The following is a 14,736-nucleotide window of genomic DNA, read 5'->3' as shown; positions in this document are numbered from 1 at the left end:
GCGGGCCCTATCCCTCCCGCTCGCCGCCGATCGCGGCGCGGGTGAAGGCGGTCGCCCACCACCAGCCCAGTGCCCAGAGCGTGCCGAAGCTCCACCCGGCCAGCACGTCCGACGGCCAGTGGACGCCCAGATAGACGCGGCTGCACCCGATCGCGCCGACCAGCAGCACCGCGGCGCCGAACAGGAAGCGCCGCGCCGCCCGCTCGCGTACCACCTGCGAGGCGAGCGCGGCGAGCGTCAGATAGACGATCGCGCTGCTGGCGGCATGGCCGGAGGGAAAGCTGGCGCTGGACACCGGCACCAGATGATCGACCAGATCGGGGCGGGCGCGGTCGAACAGGTGCTTGACCAGCGCGACCGCCCGGCCGCCGGTGAACGCCGCCAGCACCAGCATCAGTGCGGTCAGCCACAGGCGCTGGACCAGCAGGAAGCCGGCGACGAGCGAGACCACCAGCGTCAGCACGGTGCCGCCGCCCAGTGCGGTCACGTCAACCGCGGCGGGCGCCAGCCAGCGCGGCCCGCCCCAGGCGCGCAGGGCCTGGATGATCGCGCGATCCGCCGCGAACGGCATCCGCGCGACGACGATGCCTAGCAGCAGGACGACCAGCGCGGCCACCGCGAGGGTGGCGAGGCCGGCGAGTTCGCGGGGCAGGCGGCGACGGTCGGTGGTCATGGGCGCGTGCCTACACGCGGCGGTGGTGGCGTGTCACCGGTGGTGGATCGCGCTCGGTCTTCCCACCCCGGCGGAGGCCGGGGCCCAGTCGGGAAGGCTTGCGTGATGGAAGCGCCGCGCTCCCCGATGGATGGTCCCCACCTGGGCCCCGGCCTTCGCCGGGAAGGTGGGCGGGCGTCACGGCGCCACGAACGTCGTCGTGGTGATCCGGTGGACCACCGCGACGGGGGTGCCGGCGATCGTCGCGGGGCCGTCCTGCTGCGCGGCGGTCAGGAGGTAGCGGCCTGTGGCGGTCGCGGGCACGTCGAACCCGCCGTCCGCATCGGTGGTCAGCTTCACCTCGGCCCGCGCGGGGGTCACCACCGTGACGGCGGCACCGGGCACGCGCGCGCCGTCGCGCCACAGGACGAAGCGGGTGGCACCGGGTGCGGCGGGCGCGATCTCGAACGGCAGGCGGGTCGCCGCCTTCGCGCGGCCGGCGCGGGCGTAGTAGACGACCGTCTCCCGCTTCTCCGCCGGGCCCCACGGCGCGAACACGCGGTCGTCCCAGGCGTGCACGTCACCCCGCGGCATTGCGACCTCGAGGAAGCCGGCCTTGCGCACCGGCGCGGCGCCGCGATGGTCGAGGATGGTCGGCGCCTGCAGCTTCGCGAACTCCGGATCGCCACCGGGCGGGGGCACCTCGGCCGGTTCGCCCAGATAGAGGCGGGCCGGGCCGCTGCCGTCGCGTTCGATCCAGACCTCGTGCGCCTGCGCGGTGACGGGCAGCGCGAACAGCAGGGCCGACAGCAGGAACTTCTTCATGATCGTGACTCCGGGAATCAGAACGGGGGGATCAGGACGGGCGTTTGCCGCCGGCGTGGCGGGCAGGGACGAGGTGGAGGAACAGGAACACGGCCCCGGCCGCCAGCATGACCAGCGCGGTCCACAGCACCGGGCCGAAGATCCAGCCGCGCGCCGCGATCGCCGCGGGGAATCCGAGCGCCAGCGCCGCCCAGCCGCCGCCGCGCAATCGCCGCCGCAGCGGCCCGGCCGGGCGATGGCCGATGCGGTGGCGGTGATGCTCGTCGGTGGCCAACGCCAGCAGCGCGAAGCCGGCGAGCGCGAGGAGGAAGGCGACGACGGTCATTCGGCGGGCTCCAGCACGGGATCGGCGACGGCGGCAGCGGCGCGCTGGCGCCGCGCTGCACGGACCGTGGGGCGATGCAAGGCGGTACGGCGCGCCACGCCGAGGAAGCCGAGGCCGAAGACCAGCAGCGTCGTGTCGATCCCCGCCATCATGAAGTCGCCCGCGATCAGCGAGGTGAGCAGGCCGTGACGCGTCGCCAGCGCGTCGTACACGGGCAGGGCGATCAGGAGCGCGCCGGTCGCCGCCAGCAGCCCGGTCCACGCGATCCGCCGCGACGCGACCAGCGTCAGGACGAGGGCGAGGCCCCAGGCGATGAACAGGCTGTGTACCTCCCACTCCGCCCGGCCGCGCATCGCCACCGGCAGCAGCCGGTTGGCCCACAGGAAACAGGCGATGCCGAACGGGAAGCCGCCGATCACCGCGACGTTCAGCCCGTCGACGATGCGGAAGCCCAGATGTGGCCGGGCCGGATCGGGCAGCTTCTCGCGGCGCTTGACGGTCCACAGCACCAGACCGCTGGCGACCATCAGCGTGCCGGCGACCCCGCACAGGAAATAGATCCAGCGCATCATGGTGTCGGCGAAGCGCCCGGCGTGCAGGCCGACCATCACGCCCGCGGTCAGCGACGCACCGCCGGGATCGGGCGAGCGCCAGACGACCCGGCCCGACACGCCGTTATAGGCGAGGCGCGGGGTGCGGGTGGACAGCGCGGACGACGGGCTCTGCCCGACGGTGACGCGCGCGGCGGCGTCGCCGGGGTTGGCGACCTCGATATAGCCGACCGGCGCGCCCAGCCGCCCCTCCGCATCGGCGACGATGCGGGTCAGCGGCATCAGCGGCGCGGGGCGGCCCGTGCGCTCCACCTCGGCCGCGGCGGGGAACAGGTGCGCGGCCACTTTGGTCTGGTCGGTATAGTTGGCGACGACCGCCCACGGCATCAGCAGCGCCATCAGCGTGACGATGCCGGTATAGGTGATCATCAGGTGGAACGGCAGCGCCAGCACCGCGGTGGCGTTGTGCCCGTCCAGCCACGATCGCTGGCCCTTGTGCCGGCGCAGCGTGAAGAAATCGCGGAAAATCTTCTTGTGCGTCACGATGCCGCTGAGGATCGCGACCAGCATCATCATCGATGCGATGCCGACCAGCCAGCGCGCCCAGATCACCGGCATGTAGTGGAGGTCGAAATGGAAGCGGTAGAAGAACTCGCCGCCGCGGGTCTCGCGCGCGGTCGCGACCTGGCCGTCGGCGCCGATCAGCGCCTGGGTATCGCCGCGCCGGCCGCGTCGCCCGCGCCGGGGTGCCTCGCCCTTCTTCTCGGCCGGGATCCAGAAGGTCTGGGCGCCGGGCGCCCGCCCGGTCGGCATGGTGATGAACCAGCTCTTCGCGTCGGGCGCCTTGCTCGCCAGGAAGCGCTGGGTCGCGGCCAGCACCTGCATCGGCTGCTCGACCCGCGCCAGTTCGGGGCGCATCCAGCGGTTCATCCCCTCTCGCCAGAAGGCGATGGTGCCGGTGACGAAGACGAGGAAGAGGATCCAGCCGAGCAGCATCCCCGACCAGGTGTGGAGGAAGGATTGCGACTGCCTGAAGCTCTTGCTCATCGTCCGCGTCTCCTACAGCCGGCCGGTCAGTGCGATCGACGCGGCGGTGATCGCCGCCGCCACCCCGCCCAGCACCACCAGCGTCCACACCGCGCGCCAGCCGCTGCGCGCGAAGAACGACCACATCGCCGCCACCGCGCAGATCGCGAACGAGATCAGCGTCGCCGCCACCGTCGCCTCCCCCCGGTCGCCCGGGATGATCCGGGCCAGCGCCATCGCCCACAGGCTGCCCACCGCATAGCCGAGCGGGACGGCCGCGATCACGCGCAGCGTCATGTCGGTGCGCCGCCGCCACGCGGTCAGCGCGGCGCGTTCCTGCTGGCTCGCCGCGGTCATGGGAAGCTGTACCGCACGGTCGCGAACACGGTGCGCGGCGTGCCGTAGAAATTGCCGCGCGCGGTCGAGAAGATGCGCGCGTAATAGGTCTTGTCGAGCACGTTGTTGACGTTGACCGACAGGCTGAGCTGCTCGGTCAGCTTGTATCCGGCGCGCAGGTCGACGACGGCGTAGCTGCCCTGCCGCACGATCGTGGAGCGGGTGCGGACGGTGCCGTCGGCGTTCAGCACCGCCGCCGCGCCGCCGAACGTCTCGCTGAAGAAGGTCAGGCCGCCGCCCAGGCTGGCGCCGGCCAGCACGCCGTCGACCGGCGCATAGTTGGTGAACAGCTTCACCATGTGCTTTGGCACGACGGGCACCAGCGACGTTCCCTCCAGCGACGGGTTGATGTCCTCCAGCAGCTTGGTGCGGGTGAAGGTGTAGCCGCCGTTCACCTTCCAGCCCGGCAGGATGTACCCGGTCGCCTCCGCCTCGATCCCGCGCGAGCGGACCTGGCCCAGCTGGTAGTAGAGCGTCTGGTCGACGGGATCGTTGAACAGACGGTTCTTCTGCGTGATCTGGTACGCGGCGGCGGACAGCAGCAGCCGGTCGCCCATCAGCGACAGCTTGCTGCCCGCCTCGAACTGCTCGCCGACCAGTGGCTGGATCCCGTCGCCGTCGGCGCGCTGGCGCCCAACCGGCTGCGCCTGCGGCGAGAAGCTGTCGGCATAGCTGGCGTAGAGGTTCAGGTCGGGCGTCACGTCCCATACGATGCCGGCATAGGGGGTGAAGCGGTTCTCGACGGTGTAGCCGGTGCGGATGCCGCGTGTCGGCAGCAACGTCTGCGTATCGGTGTCGAACCAGGTCAGCCGGCCGCCGCCGATCAACGTCAGCCCCTCGACCGGGCTGAGCCGCATCTGGCCATAGATGCCGTACTGCTCCAGATCGGTTGCCGACGCGCCATAGACCTGGCGGACGCAGGTGGCGGTCACGACGGTCGCACGCGAACAGTCCGCCCCCGATCCCTGCACCGGATAGAAGGGCAGCGGGCCGTACGGGTCCAGCGGCGGCTCGGCCGGATAGACCGGGTTGTACACGTCGATCCGCGCATAGTTGGACAGGCGGGTGAAGTACGACGTGCCCGACGACGCCTGGTAATCGACGCCCAGGATCAGCGTCTGGTCGCGGCCGAACAGCGGGAAGCTGCCGATGCCGTTGAAATCGAACGAGCGCGTCTGCTGCTTGCTGTCGCCGCGATAGGCGATGTGGTTGGTCAGCCCGTTGGTCGGCGTGACCGGCTGCGCGCCGATATAGCTGTAGATGTCGACGCGATCGACATCGGTGTAGAGCCCCGTCGCGCGCAGCGTCCAGCGATCGGATACGCGGTGCGCCAGCTCGACGAAGCCCGACCAGGTCTCGGCATCGAAGCGGTTCCAGTCGGCGCCGAGATAGGTCGAACGGCGGATGTCGAGCAGCCGCCCCTCGCTGCCGTCCGTTCCGCCGATGATGCCGGGCAGGCCGGACTGGATCGCCGGGCGGAACCGGTCGTAATTGACGCCGGCGGTGATCGTCGTCCGCTCGCCGACGTTCAGCTCGCCGACCACGAACGCGTCCAGCCGGTTGCGGTGCGCGGTGTCGAAGAACTGGTCCTGATCCTGCGCCATCACGCCGGCGCGAAGGCCCGCGGCGGCACCGACCGGGGTCGACACGTCCAGCTCCAGCCGCAGATTGTCGTAGCTGCCATAGCCGGCGCTCGCCTGCATCCGCGCGGTTTCCAGCGGGCGCTTGCGGACCAGGTTGATGCTGCCGGCGGGATTGCCGGTGCCGCTGAACAGCCCGGCCGGGCCGCGCAGCACCTCCAGCCGTTCGTAGAAGAACAGGTCCGGCACGTTCGAGGGGAAGTTGACCGACCGGGTCGGCACGCCGTCGATCAGGTAGTTGTCGATCGCGAAGCCGCGCGACAGGAAGCTGGGATCCTCGCTGCCCACGCCGTTCACGGTGATGCCGTTGGTGGCGGTCAGCGCGTCTTCCAGCGTGAACAGGTTCTGCGCCTCGATCTGCTCGCGGTCGATGACGGTGACGGTGTTCGGCACGTCCTTCAGCGGGGTGACCGTCTTGCCGACCTCGCGGCCATAGCTCTTGCCGACGACCACGATCTCCTCGCCGCTGCGCTGGTCCGCGGTCTCGGCGCCGGCGCTGCCGGCCGCACCCGGTATCTCGGCCAGGGCGGGAACGCTGCCCAGTACCGCGACGCCGCCGAGCAACATGGAAAACAACCGCACTCTTCAATCCCCCGATGCTTCGATGTTGCGGGCTCCCTAGCCTCCTCGTTCTTGCGAGTCACTAGCATTAGCGATGTTAGCTGAATTTTTTGTCATGCGCGCCGCATTGATCGGATCGGCTGATCGATCGGCCGACGCCGGTGCTGGCGGTCCCCGGAAAAGGGTGACATGCACCCGCCATGGCGGACTGGCAGTTCTGGATCGATCGCGGCGGCACCTTCACGGACGTGGTCGGGCGGCGGCCCGATGGCACGCTGGTCACCGCCAAGCTGCTGTCCGAGGATCCCGGTCGCCGTCACGACGCGGCGGAGGCGGCGATCCGGCTGCTGACCGGGGTGGGGGAGGGGCCGTTGCCGCCCGCCGCGATCCGGATCGGCACGACGATCGCGACCAACGCGCTGCTGGAGCGACGCGGCGAGCCGGTGCTGCTGGCGATCACCCGCGGCTTCGGCGACGCGCTGACCATCGGGTACCAGGACCGGCCGGACATCTTCGCGCGCGACATCCGCCGGCCCGCGCCGCTGTTCGCGCAGGTCGTCGAGATCGACGAGCGGGTGGCCGAGGACGGCCGCGTGCTGGTCCCGCTGGACCGCGATGCGGCGGCCGCCGCCTTCGCCGCCGCCCATGCCACCGGCCTGCGTGCGGTGGCGATCGTGCTGATGCACGGCTGGCGCCACCACGCGCATGAGGAGGCGCTGGCGGAACTGGCGCAGGCCGCGGGGTTCGATCAGGTATCGGTCAGCCACCGCACCGCCCCCCTGATCCGGCTGGTCGCGCGCGGCGACACGACGCTGGCCGACGCCTATCTGTCGCCGGTGCTGGGCCGCTATGTCGACGCGCTGTCGGCGTCGCTGGGCGAGGGGCTGTTGTTCATGCAGTCGAGCGGCGGGCTGGTGTCGGGCGAGCGGTTCGGCGGCAAGGACGCGCTGCTGTCCGGCCCGGCGGGCGGCATCGTCGGCATGGCGCGGACCGCAGCGGGCGCCGGGTTCGACCGGGTGATCGGGTTCGACATGGGCGGCACCTCGACCGACGTGTCGCTCTATGCCGGCGCGTACGACCGGCGGTCGGACGCGGTGCTGGCGGGGGTGCGCGTCGCGGTGCCGATGATGCGGATCGACACGGTGGCGGCGGGCGGCGGATCGATCTGCACGTTCGACGGCGGGAGGCTGCTGGTCGGACCGGCATCGGCGGGGGCGGATCCGGGCCCGGCCTGCTATCGCCGCGGCGGGCCGCTGACCGTCACCGACTGCAACCTGATCCTGGGCAAGATCCAGCCGGATCATTTCCCCGCGCTGTTCGGGCCGGACCGTGACCTGCCCCCCGATCCCGCGGCGGCGGCGGCGGCGCTGGATGCGCTGCTCGACCGGGTCGAGGCGGCGACCGGCGAGCGGCTGGGGCGGCAGGCGGCGGCCGAGGGGCTGGTGGCGATCGCGGTGGCCAACATGGCGCGCGCGATCCGCGCCGTGTCGGTCGCGCGCGGCGAGGATCCGTCCGCCTATGCATTGGCCTGTTTCGGCGGCGCGGGCGGGCAGCATGCCTGCCTGGTCGCCGATGCGCTGGGGATGGAGCAGGTGCTGATCCACCCGCTGGCCGGCGTGCTCTCCGCCGTCGGCATCGGGCTGGCCGAGCGCAGCGTGGTGCGCGAGGCGACGGTGGCGCTGCCGCTGGGCGACGCGGCGGTCGCGACCGCGCTGGCGAGCCTGCGCGACGAGGCGGCGGCGGCGCTGGCGGCGCAGGGCGTGGCGGCGGACGCGATCGGCACCGCCGTGTCGGCGCAGCTGCGCTATGCCCGCAACGACCAGACGATCGAGGTGGCGTGGGCCGCGCCCGACGCGATGCGCGATGCCTTCGCCGCGGCGCACCGCCAGCGCTTCGGCTTCGTCGGCGACGACGCACTGGTGGTCGAGCGGCTGCGCGTCGAGGTGGCCGCGCGCGACTGCGTGCAGGCGCTGCCCGCACCGGTGCTGCCCGCGGCGTCGGACGCGCCGGTCGCGACCGTCCGGATGTACCTGGCCGGTGCTTCGCGGCCGGCGCCGGTGCACGCCCGTGGCGGGCTGGCGGCGGGCGCGGTGGTCGCCGGGCCGGCGCTGGTCATCGATCCGGTATCGACCGTCGTGGTCGATCCCGGCTGGCGCGCGACCGTGCTGGCGGACGGCACGCTGCTGCTGGAACGGGGCGAGGCGCGGCACGAGGTTGCCGCCAGCGACGCGGTCGACCCCGTCCGGCTGGAGATCTTCGCCGGCCTGTTCATGGGCATCGCGGAGGAGATGGGCGCGGCGCTGCAACGCAGTGCCGCCTCGGTCAATATCCGCGAACGGCTGGATTTCTCGTGCGCGCTGTTCGACGCGGCGGGCGGGCTGGTCGCCAACGCGCCGCACATCCCCGTGCATCTGGGATCGATGGGCGAGAGCATCCGCACCGTCATCGCCCATCGCGCCGGCACGATGCGCGCGGGCCAGGTCTATGCCCTGAACGATCCCTATCGCGGCGGCACCCACCTGCCCGACATCACCGTCGTCATGCCGGTGTTCGCGGACGGGTCGGGCTCGGCGGACGGGACGGCCCCCGCCTTCTTCGTCGCCGCGCGCGGGCATCACGCCGATGTCGGCGGCACCACGCCCGGATCGATGCCGCCCGACAGCACGACGCTGGCCGACGAGGGCGTGGTGTTCGATAATGTCCTGATCGTCGACGACGGCGTGCTGCAGGAGCGGACGATCCGCGACCTGCTCGCCGGCGGCCCGCACCCGGCCCGCAACATCGACCAGAACGTCGCGGACATGGCGGCGCAGGTCGCCGCCTGCGCCCGCGGGGCGGAGGGGCTGCGCGGGCTGGCGGCGCGACAGGGCGCGGGCGTCGTCACCGGCTACATGGCGCACGTGCAGTCGCATGCGGAGGCGATGGCGCGGCGCATGATCGCGACGCTGGACGACGGGTCGTTCCGCTACGCGCTCGACGACGGCGCGGCGGTGCAGGTGGCGGTGCGGGTCGATCGCGACGCCGGCACCGCGACGATCGACTTCACCGGCACCAGCGCGCAGCGGCCGACCAACTTCAACGCGCCGCTGGCGGTGACGCGCGCCGCGGTCCTCTATGTCCTGCGCCTGCTGGTCGACGAGGCGGTGCCCCTGAACGAGGGGTTCCTGCGCCCGGTGACGATCGTGGTGCCGGAGGGATCCATGCTGAACCCGCGCGCCCCCGCGGCGGTGGTGGCGGGGAATGTGGAGGTCAGCCAGGTCGTCACCGACGCGCTGCTCGGCGCGCTGGGGGCGATGGCCGCCAGCCAGGGGACGATGAACAACCTGACCTTCGGCGACGACACCTATCAATATTACGAGACGATCGCCGGCGGTGCGGGCGCGGGGTCGGGCCATGCCGGCGCCGATGCGGTCCAGACGCACATGACCAACAGCCGCCTGACCGATCCGGAGGTGCTGGAGGCCCGCTACCCGGTGCTGGTCGAGCGGTTCGCGATCCGGCGCGGATCGGGCGGGGCGGGGCAGTGGCGGGGCGGCGACGGTACGGTGCGCCGCCTGCGCTTCCTGACCCCTTTGCGGGCCGGCATCCTCAGCAATCGCCGCGTCGTGCCGCCGTTCGGGCTGGCGGGCGGGGCGGAGGGCGCCGCGGGCGTCAATCGGGTCGAGCGGGCGGACGGCCGGGTCGAGGAGCTGGCCTCCACCGCGTGGATCGACATGGCGACGGGCGACGTACTGGTGATCGAGACGCCGGGCGGCGGGGGGTATGGGGCACGCCGGCCGTGACGGCCGGAGGGGAACGCCGTTGATGCACGTCGCACTCCGTCACCACTGCCTTCCCACCCGGGCCGCGGCCTCCGCCGGGGTGGTTGGGAGGAAAGCCGGCGGAGGTCGGATCGACGCCGAACCTGTCCTACACCCCCGCTTCCGGCATAGAGTGCGCCCATGTACCGCTCCGCCGCCTCCGTTAAGTTGGGACAGCATGACTGTCGAAACTTCCCCACTACCCACGCGAGCGGCCGTCAGCGGCAACCCTCTGCAAAACCAATGCAATCCACCAGCGCCATCCAACCGGCAAACCGCCGCAACCCGAAACTTCCTCAACATTCGCGATCGGAATGGCCGATGATCCGTCGCCGGAACGCCCGCTGATGCTGGTCCTCGCCGGCATCGTCATCATCGCGGCGGGGTTCCTGCTGCGGTTCAATCCGCTGCTGGTGATCGTCGTCTCGGCGCTGGTCACCGGGCTGGCGGCGGGGCTGGACCCGGTTCGCGTCCTCGCCACCTTCGGCCACGCGTTCAACGAGACGCGTTATGTCACCGCGATCTACATGGTGCTGCCGGTGATCGGGCTGCTGGAACGGCGCGGGTTGCAGGCACGCGCCCGCTCGCTGGTCGCGGGGCTGCGCGGGGCGACGGCGGGGCGGCTGCTGACCGGGTATCTGCTGTTCCGGCAGGTGACGGCGGCGCTGGGCCTCACCTCGGTCGCCGGCCCGGCGCAGACGGTCCGCCCGCTGGTCGCGCCGATGGCGGAAGCTGCGGCGGAGCGGCAGCTGGGCGGCGCGACCGACGAGGCGGAACGGGTGAAGGCGTTGGCCGCGGCGACCGACAATATCGGCCTGTTCTTCGGAGAGGACATCTTCATCGCGATCGGATCGATCCTGCTGATGAAGGGGGTGCTGGAGGGATATGGCATCGTGCTGGAGCCGCTCCAGCTGTCGGTGTGGGCGATCCCCACCGCGATCGCCGCGTTCCTGATCCACGGGTTCCGGCTGATGCTGCTCGACCGGCGGCTGGCGCGGCGAACGCCGGGGCAGGAGCCGCGGGCGTGATCGGGCTGAACCTGGTCTACGGCGTCGCCGGCGTCGTGTTCGCGATCTTCGCGCTGCTCGCCGCACGCGACCGGCGACTGGCCAATGCCGGCTTCTACTCGCTGATCGCGCTGTCCTTTCTAGCGGGTGACCGGTTGGGCGACGTCGCCAACGGCGTGCTGGTGATGACGCTGGTCGCCCTTGCCGCGTCCGGGCGCATGCGCCGGGCCGATCCGGTCGATCCGCCGGCCGACCGCCACGGCGCCCGCGTGTTCGTGCCGGCGCTGGTGATCCCGGTCACCGCGCTCGTCGGCACCTTCGCGTTCAAGCAATTCCCCGGCCTCGTCGACCCGAAACAGGCGACGCTGGTCGCGCTGACCATCGGCACGCTGGTCGCGCTGCTGCTGTGCCGGGCGATGCTGCAGGCGCGCGCCGCCGAGCCGTTCGTGGCCGGCCGCTGCCTGATCGACGATATCGGCTGGGTGGCGGTGATGCCGCAGATGCTCGCCAGCCTGGGCGCGGTGTTCGCGCTGGCCGGGGTGGGGGAGGTGGTCGGCGGGCTGGTCGGTGCGGTGATCCCGGCGGGCAGCGTGGTGGGTGCGGTGCTGGCCTATGCGCTGGGCATGGCGCTGTTCACGATCGTGATGGGCAACGCCTTTGCCGCCTTCCCGGTGATGGCGGCGGCGGTCGGCGTGCCGCTGCTGATCCGCCAGGCCGGCGGCGACCCCGCGGTGGTCGCGGCGATCGGCATGCTGGCGGGGTTCTGCGGCACGCTGATGACGCCGATGGCGGCGAACTTCAACCTGCTGCCCGCCGCGCTCCTCGACCTGAAGGACCGGTACGGCGTGATCCGCGCGCAGGTGCCGACCGCGCTGCCGCTCCTGCTGTTCAACATCGTGCTGCTGTACTGGGTGATCGCATGACCATGCTCGACCGCACCACCGCCGACCGGTTCGGGGCCATGACCCTGGGCCATGTCGGGCGCGAATATCCCAACGTGCTGCTCCACGTCCTGAACGGGCCGGAGGATGCGCAGACCCCGTCGGCGCTCCACCCGGTCTTCCATGGCAGTTTCGACTGGCACAGCTGCGTGCATGGCTGGTGGCAGTTGCTGCGCCTGATCCGACTTCATCCCGATCTGGACGCCGCACCCGCGATCCGCGCACGGGCCGATGCGATGCTGGTGCCGGACAAGGTGGCGGGCGAGATCGCCTATCTCGACCGGCCCGGCGCCGAGGGGTTCGAGCGGCCCTATGGCTGGGCATGGGCGCTGGCGCTGCACGACGAGGCGGCCCGCCACGATGCGCCATGGGGGGACGCGCTGGCGCCGCTGGCCGATGCGTTCGCCGCGCGGTTCCGCGATTTCCTGCCGCGGCTGACCTATCCGCTCCGGGTCGGCACGCACTTCAACACCGGCTTCGCGCTGACGCTGGCCTGGAACTGGGCGGAGACGCGCGACCAGGCGCTGCGATCGGCGATCGCCGAGGCCGCGGTCGGCTGGTTCTCGAACGACCGCGACTGCCAGGCATGGGAGCCGGGCGGCGACGAGTTCCTCTCGCCCGCGCTGTGCGAGGCGCTGCTGATGAGCCGTGTGTTCGACGCCGCAACCTTCCGCGACTGGTTCGACGCGTTCCTGCCGCGCGTGGCCGGGGGCGAACCGGCGACCTTGTTCCGACCCGCCGTCGTGTCCGACCGCAGCGACGGCAAGATCGCGCATCTCGACGGGCTGAACCTCAGCCGCGCATGGTGCTGGCGCACGATCGCGGCGAAACTGGGCGGCGATCACCCGGTCGCGGGCCGCGCCGGTGCCGCGGCGACGGTGCATCTGGCGGCCGCCCTGCCGCATCTCGCCGACACCTATATGGGCGAGCATTGGCTGGCGACGTTCGCGCTGCTGGCGCTGGAGGCGTGAGGACTACCGTTCCACCACGTCGCGCTTCATCGGCGCCAGTTTCGCCAGCAGGCCGTTCTGCGCGGCGAAGGGGACGTGCTCGGCGCGCATCGCCGCCTGCAGATTCTCGACCAGCGCGCCCATGTCGGCGGTCTGCAATCCCATGTCCTTGTGCGCCGCCTTCATCGCGCGGCCCGTGTAGGTACAGCCGCCGCCCAGGATGTAGCAGAACTGCTCCTTCAGCGTGCGGCGCAGGCGGACCAGGTCCTGGCCCTTGAAGATATCGCTGATCCGCGGATCGGCGGTGTTCAGGGCGACCAGCCGGTCGACGATGCGCGCCACGCCGGGTCCTTCGCCGAACGCCTGCCACAGCCGGTCGCCGGATACGGGCGTCGCGCCGGCATTGGCGTTCGACTGCGGATAGGGATCGACCGGCTCCTCGCCGGGCGGGGTCTGGACGGCAAGCGCGAGGGCGAGAAGGAGCATGGAGGTGACCCTAGAAGGCGGTGCGCAGCTGGACGAACAGGCCGCGCTGGTTCCTGACGGTGGCGATGTCGCCCAGATCGGCATAGGCGGCCGTGACCGTGACATGGCGATGGACTGCCCAGGCCGCGAACAGGTCGATCGCGGGATCCTCCTCGGCGAAGCCCAGATTGTCGGGCTTGCTCCGATACTCGCCGCCGACCGCCAGCCGCGGGCTCAGCAGCACCGCCGCCGATCCTTCGAACCGGGCCGTCCGGCTCGCCTGCCGGTCGCCGCCGAAGCCCAGCAGTCCCCATTGATTGGCCCTGGTCAGGCGCATGGTGCCGTTCAGCAGCAGCCCGCGCGACAGGATCAGCTTGGTCGCGGTGACGTAGAAATCGGTGCCGCGATCGCTCCGCCCGCCGACCGCGGCGATCACGGCGCCCTGCGTCGCGCGGTGGTGCTGGATGCCGACGCTGATCTGCGGCAGGATGCGGTCCTGGTCCCACACCGCATCGCCCGCGACCCGCAGCTTGGCCCCGAACACCTGCTGGCCGAACGTGAACCCTTTGCCCAGCCCCAGCGCCGCGCCCGCATCCTGCGTGTCGAACCGCTGGCGGGCATAGGATATCTCGACGCGGTTGCGGATGCCGATCGCCGCGCCGACCCCGGTCAGCGTGAAATCGGGCAGGGCGACCAGCGTCGCATTGGCCGCGCCGCCGATCCCGGCATCGGTCTCGTGCCCGGCGATCACCGCCCAGGTCGCGATCCCGCCGCCCGCCGACCCCTCGACCGTCGAGATGCCGTCGGTCAGCAGCAGCTTGCCGCCTGCGCGCGCCTCCGCCGCCATCGCCGGCGCCGCAGCCACCACGGCCATGCTGCAAACTATTGTACTTATTGGAAACACGATGGACCGCATGATCGCCCCGATATGGAGGCAATGGTTGATGTGACGTAAAGCCGCCGTTTACGGACCGGCAAGCCGGGGCGGTTACCGCCGTTGCCATGATCCGCTTTATTGCCTGCGTCGTCGCGGCCGCGTTCCTGTCCACCACCGCCGTCGCGGCCCCCGTCGCCATCGTCGTGCGCGGGGCCGATGGGGCACCGTTGCCGGGTGCCGTCGTCAGCCTGGATGTGCCGGGGACAGCGGCACCCACGCCGCGCGGCACCTATGCCGTCGAACAGCGCGACATCCAGTTCCAGCCGCATATCGCCATCGTGCCGGTCGGCGCGACCGTCGCCTTCCCCAACCGCGACAAGGTGCGCCACCACGTCTATTCCTTCTCCCGCCCCAAGAAGTTCGACCTGAAGCTGTACGGGCGGGAAGACACGCGCACCGTCACCTTCGACCAGCCGGGCGTTGTCGCACTGGGCTGCAACATCCATGATTCGATGAGCGGCTTCGTCTTCGTGACGGCGACGCCGTTCGCCGCGCAGACCGACGCCGCGGGGCGGGTGACCTTCGCGAACGTGCCCGCGGGCGGCGCGACCGTGCGCGTGTGGCATCCGACGATCCGCGCGGCCGGCAACAGCCTGTCCCAGCCGGCACAGATCGGGCCGGTCGGCCTGTCGACCACGCTGACGCTGCACCGCTGACATG

The 14,736-nt window shown here is 71.6% G+C and carries 13 protein-coding genes; 5 read left to right on the top strand and 8 right to left on the bottom strand.

Features of this window, described 5'->3' with window-relative positions:
- Positions 1-7: 7 nt before the first annotated feature.
- From ABC319_RS09010 to ABC319_RS08985, 6 genes are all read right to left on the bottom strand, one after another.
- Positions 8-673, bottom strand: coding sequence for a phosphatase PAP2 family protein (locus ABC319_RS09010; RefSeq protein WP_413069897.1), 666 nt, complete (start codon positions 671-673; stop codon positions 8-10).
- Between the two features lie 177 nt (positions 674-850).
- Positions 851-1,477, bottom strand: a complete 627-nt coding sequence (locus ABC319_RS09005; protein WP_413069896.1) for a DUF4198 domain-containing protein — start codon at positions 1,475-1,477, stop codon at positions 851-853.
- 31 nt (positions 1,478-1,508) lie between these two features.
- A complete protein-coding gene (locus tag ABC319_RS09000; protein WP_413069895.1) occupies positions 1,509-1,802 on the bottom strand; it encodes a DUF3325 domain-containing protein in 294 nt (97 codons plus the stop codon).
- Complete coding sequence (locus ABC319_RS08995) at positions 1,799-3,400, bottom strand: PepSY-associated TM helix domain-containing protein (protein WP_413069894.1); 1,602 nt, start codon at positions 3,398-3,400, stop codon at positions 1,799-1,801. Before ABC319_RS08995 ends, ABC319_RS09000 begins: the two co-directional genes overlap by 4 nt.
- Before the next feature lie 12 nt (positions 3,401-3,412).
- The gene (locus tag ABC319_RS08990; RefSeq protein ID WP_413069893.1) at positions 3,413-3,736 is read right to left on the bottom strand and encodes a hypothetical protein; all 324 of its coding nucleotides are present in this window, start codon (positions 3,734-3,736) and stop codon (positions 3,413-3,415) included.
- Positions 3,733-5,997: a TonB-dependent siderophore receptor gene (locus tag ABC319_RS08985; RefSeq protein ID WP_413069892.1), complete on the bottom strand. Its 2,265-nt coding sequence runs from the start codon at positions 5,995-5,997 to the stop codon at positions 3,733-3,735. The genes ABC319_RS08990 and ABC319_RS08985 overlap by 4 nt, the downstream gene beginning before the upstream one ends.
- Before the next feature lie 179 nt (positions 5,998-6,176).
- Between ABC319_RS08985 and ABC319_RS08980 the strand changes: the two genes are divergently transcribed.
- The 4 genes from ABC319_RS08980 to ABC319_RS08965 all read left to right on the top strand — a co-directional run bounded on the left by ABC319_RS08980 (position 6,177) and on the right by ABC319_RS08965 (position 12,695).
- Positions 6,177-9,758 carry a hydantoinase B/oxoprolinase family protein gene (locus ABC319_RS08980; protein WP_413069891.1) on the top strand — a complete coding sequence of 1,194 codons (3,582 nt, stop codon included), beginning with the start codon at positions 6,177-6,179 and terminating at the stop codon, positions 9,756-9,758.
- Positions 9,759-10,123: 365 nt separating this feature from the next.
- Complete coding sequence (locus ABC319_RS08975; RefSeq protein WP_413071663.1) at positions 10,124-10,804, top strand: DUF969 domain-containing protein; 681 nt, start codon at positions 10,124-10,126, stop codon at positions 10,802-10,804.
- The gene (locus tag ABC319_RS08970; protein WP_413069890.1) at positions 10,801-11,706 is read left to right on the top strand and encodes a DUF979 domain-containing protein; all 906 of its coding nucleotides are present in this window, start codon (positions 10,801-10,803) and stop codon (positions 11,704-11,706) included. The genes ABC319_RS08975 and ABC319_RS08970 overlap by 4 nt, the downstream gene beginning before the upstream one ends.
- Positions 11,703-12,695 carry a DUF2891 domain-containing protein gene (locus tag ABC319_RS08965; protein WP_413069889.1) on the top strand — a complete coding sequence of 331 codons (993 nt, stop codon included), beginning with the start codon at positions 11,703-11,705 and terminating at the stop codon, positions 12,693-12,695. Before ABC319_RS08970 ends, ABC319_RS08965 begins: the two co-directional genes overlap by 4 nt.
- A gap of 3 nt (positions 12,696-12,698) precedes the next feature.
- Here the strand turns inward: ABC319_RS08965 and ABC319_RS08960 are convergent, their stop codons facing one another.
- Both ABC319_RS08960 and ABC319_RS08955 read right to left on the bottom strand, forming a co-directional pair.
- Positions 12,699-13,160, bottom strand: a complete 462-nt coding sequence (locus tag ABC319_RS08960; RefSeq protein WP_413069888.1) for a group I truncated hemoglobin — start codon at positions 13,158-13,160, stop codon at positions 12,699-12,701.
- A gap of 10 nt (positions 13,161-13,170) precedes the next feature.
- Positions 13,171-14,013, bottom strand: a complete 843-nt coding sequence (locus ABC319_RS08955; protein ID WP_413069887.1) for a DUF3034 family protein — start codon at positions 14,011-14,013, stop codon at positions 13,171-13,173.
- Positions 14,014-14,141: 128 nt separating this feature from the next.
- On the opposite strand from ABC319_RS08955, the gene ABC319_RS08950 reads away from it, so the two are divergent.
- Positions 14,142-14,732, top strand: a complete 591-nt coding sequence (locus ABC319_RS08950) for a cupredoxin domain-containing protein (RefSeq protein ID WP_413069886.1) — start codon at positions 14,142-14,144, stop codon at positions 14,730-14,732.
- The last annotated feature ends 4 nt before the right edge of the window (positions 14,733-14,736 follow it).

The sequence above is a fragment of the Sphingomonas phoenicis genome (assembly GCF_047238005.1).
Lineage (GTDB): Bacteria > Pseudomonadota > Alphaproteobacteria > Sphingomonadales > Sphingomonadaceae > Sphingomonas.
This window is presented reverse-complemented; position numbering and strand designations above follow the sequence as displayed.

Excerpts from the sequence above, each read along its gene's own strand:
- ABC319_RS08950 (WP_413069886.1), top strand. The coding sequence starts at position 14,142 with ATGATCCGCTTTATTGCCTGCGTCGTCGCGGCCGCGTTCCTGTCCACC.
- ABC319_RS09010 (WP_413069897.1), bottom strand. The coding sequence starts at position 673 with ATGACCACCGACCGTCGCCGCCTGCCCCGCGAACTCGCCGGCCTCGCC.
- ABC319_RS09000 (WP_413069895.1), bottom strand. The coding sequence starts at position 1,802 with ATGACCGTCGTCGCCTTCCTCCTCGCGCTCGCCGGCTTCGCGCTGCTG.
- ABC319_RS08960 (WP_413069888.1), bottom strand. The coding sequence starts at position 13,160 with ATGCTCCTTCTCGCCCTCGCGCTTGCCGTCCAGACCCCGCCCGGCGAG.
- ABC319_RS08965 (WP_413069889.1), top strand. The coding sequence starts at position 11,703 with ATGACCATGCTCGACCGCACCACCGCCGACCGGTTCGGGGCCATGACC.
- ABC319_RS08955 (WP_413069887.1), bottom strand. The coding sequence starts at position 14,013 with ATGGCCGTGGTGGCTGCGGCGCCGGCGATGGCGGCGGAGGCGCGCGCA.
- ABC319_RS09005 (WP_413069896.1), bottom strand. The coding sequence starts at position 1,477 with ATGAAGAAGTTCCTGCTGTCGGCCCTGCTGTTCGCGCTGCCCGTCACC.
- ABC319_RS08975 (WP_413071663.1), top strand. The coding sequence starts at position 10,124 with ATGCTGGTCCTCGCCGGCATCGTCATCATCGCGGCGGGGTTCCTGCTG.
- ABC319_RS08990 (WP_413069893.1), bottom strand. The coding sequence starts at position 3,736 with ATGACCGCGGCGAGCCAGCAGGAACGCGCCGCGCTGACCGCGTGGCGG.
- ABC319_RS08995 (WP_413069894.1), bottom strand. The coding sequence starts at position 3,400 with ATGAGCAAGAGCTTCAGGCAGTCGCAATCCTTCCTCCACACCTGGTCG.
- ABC319_RS08980 (WP_413069891.1), top strand. The coding sequence starts at position 6,177 with ATGGCGGACTGGCAGTTCTGGATCGATCGCGGCGGCACCTTCACGGAC.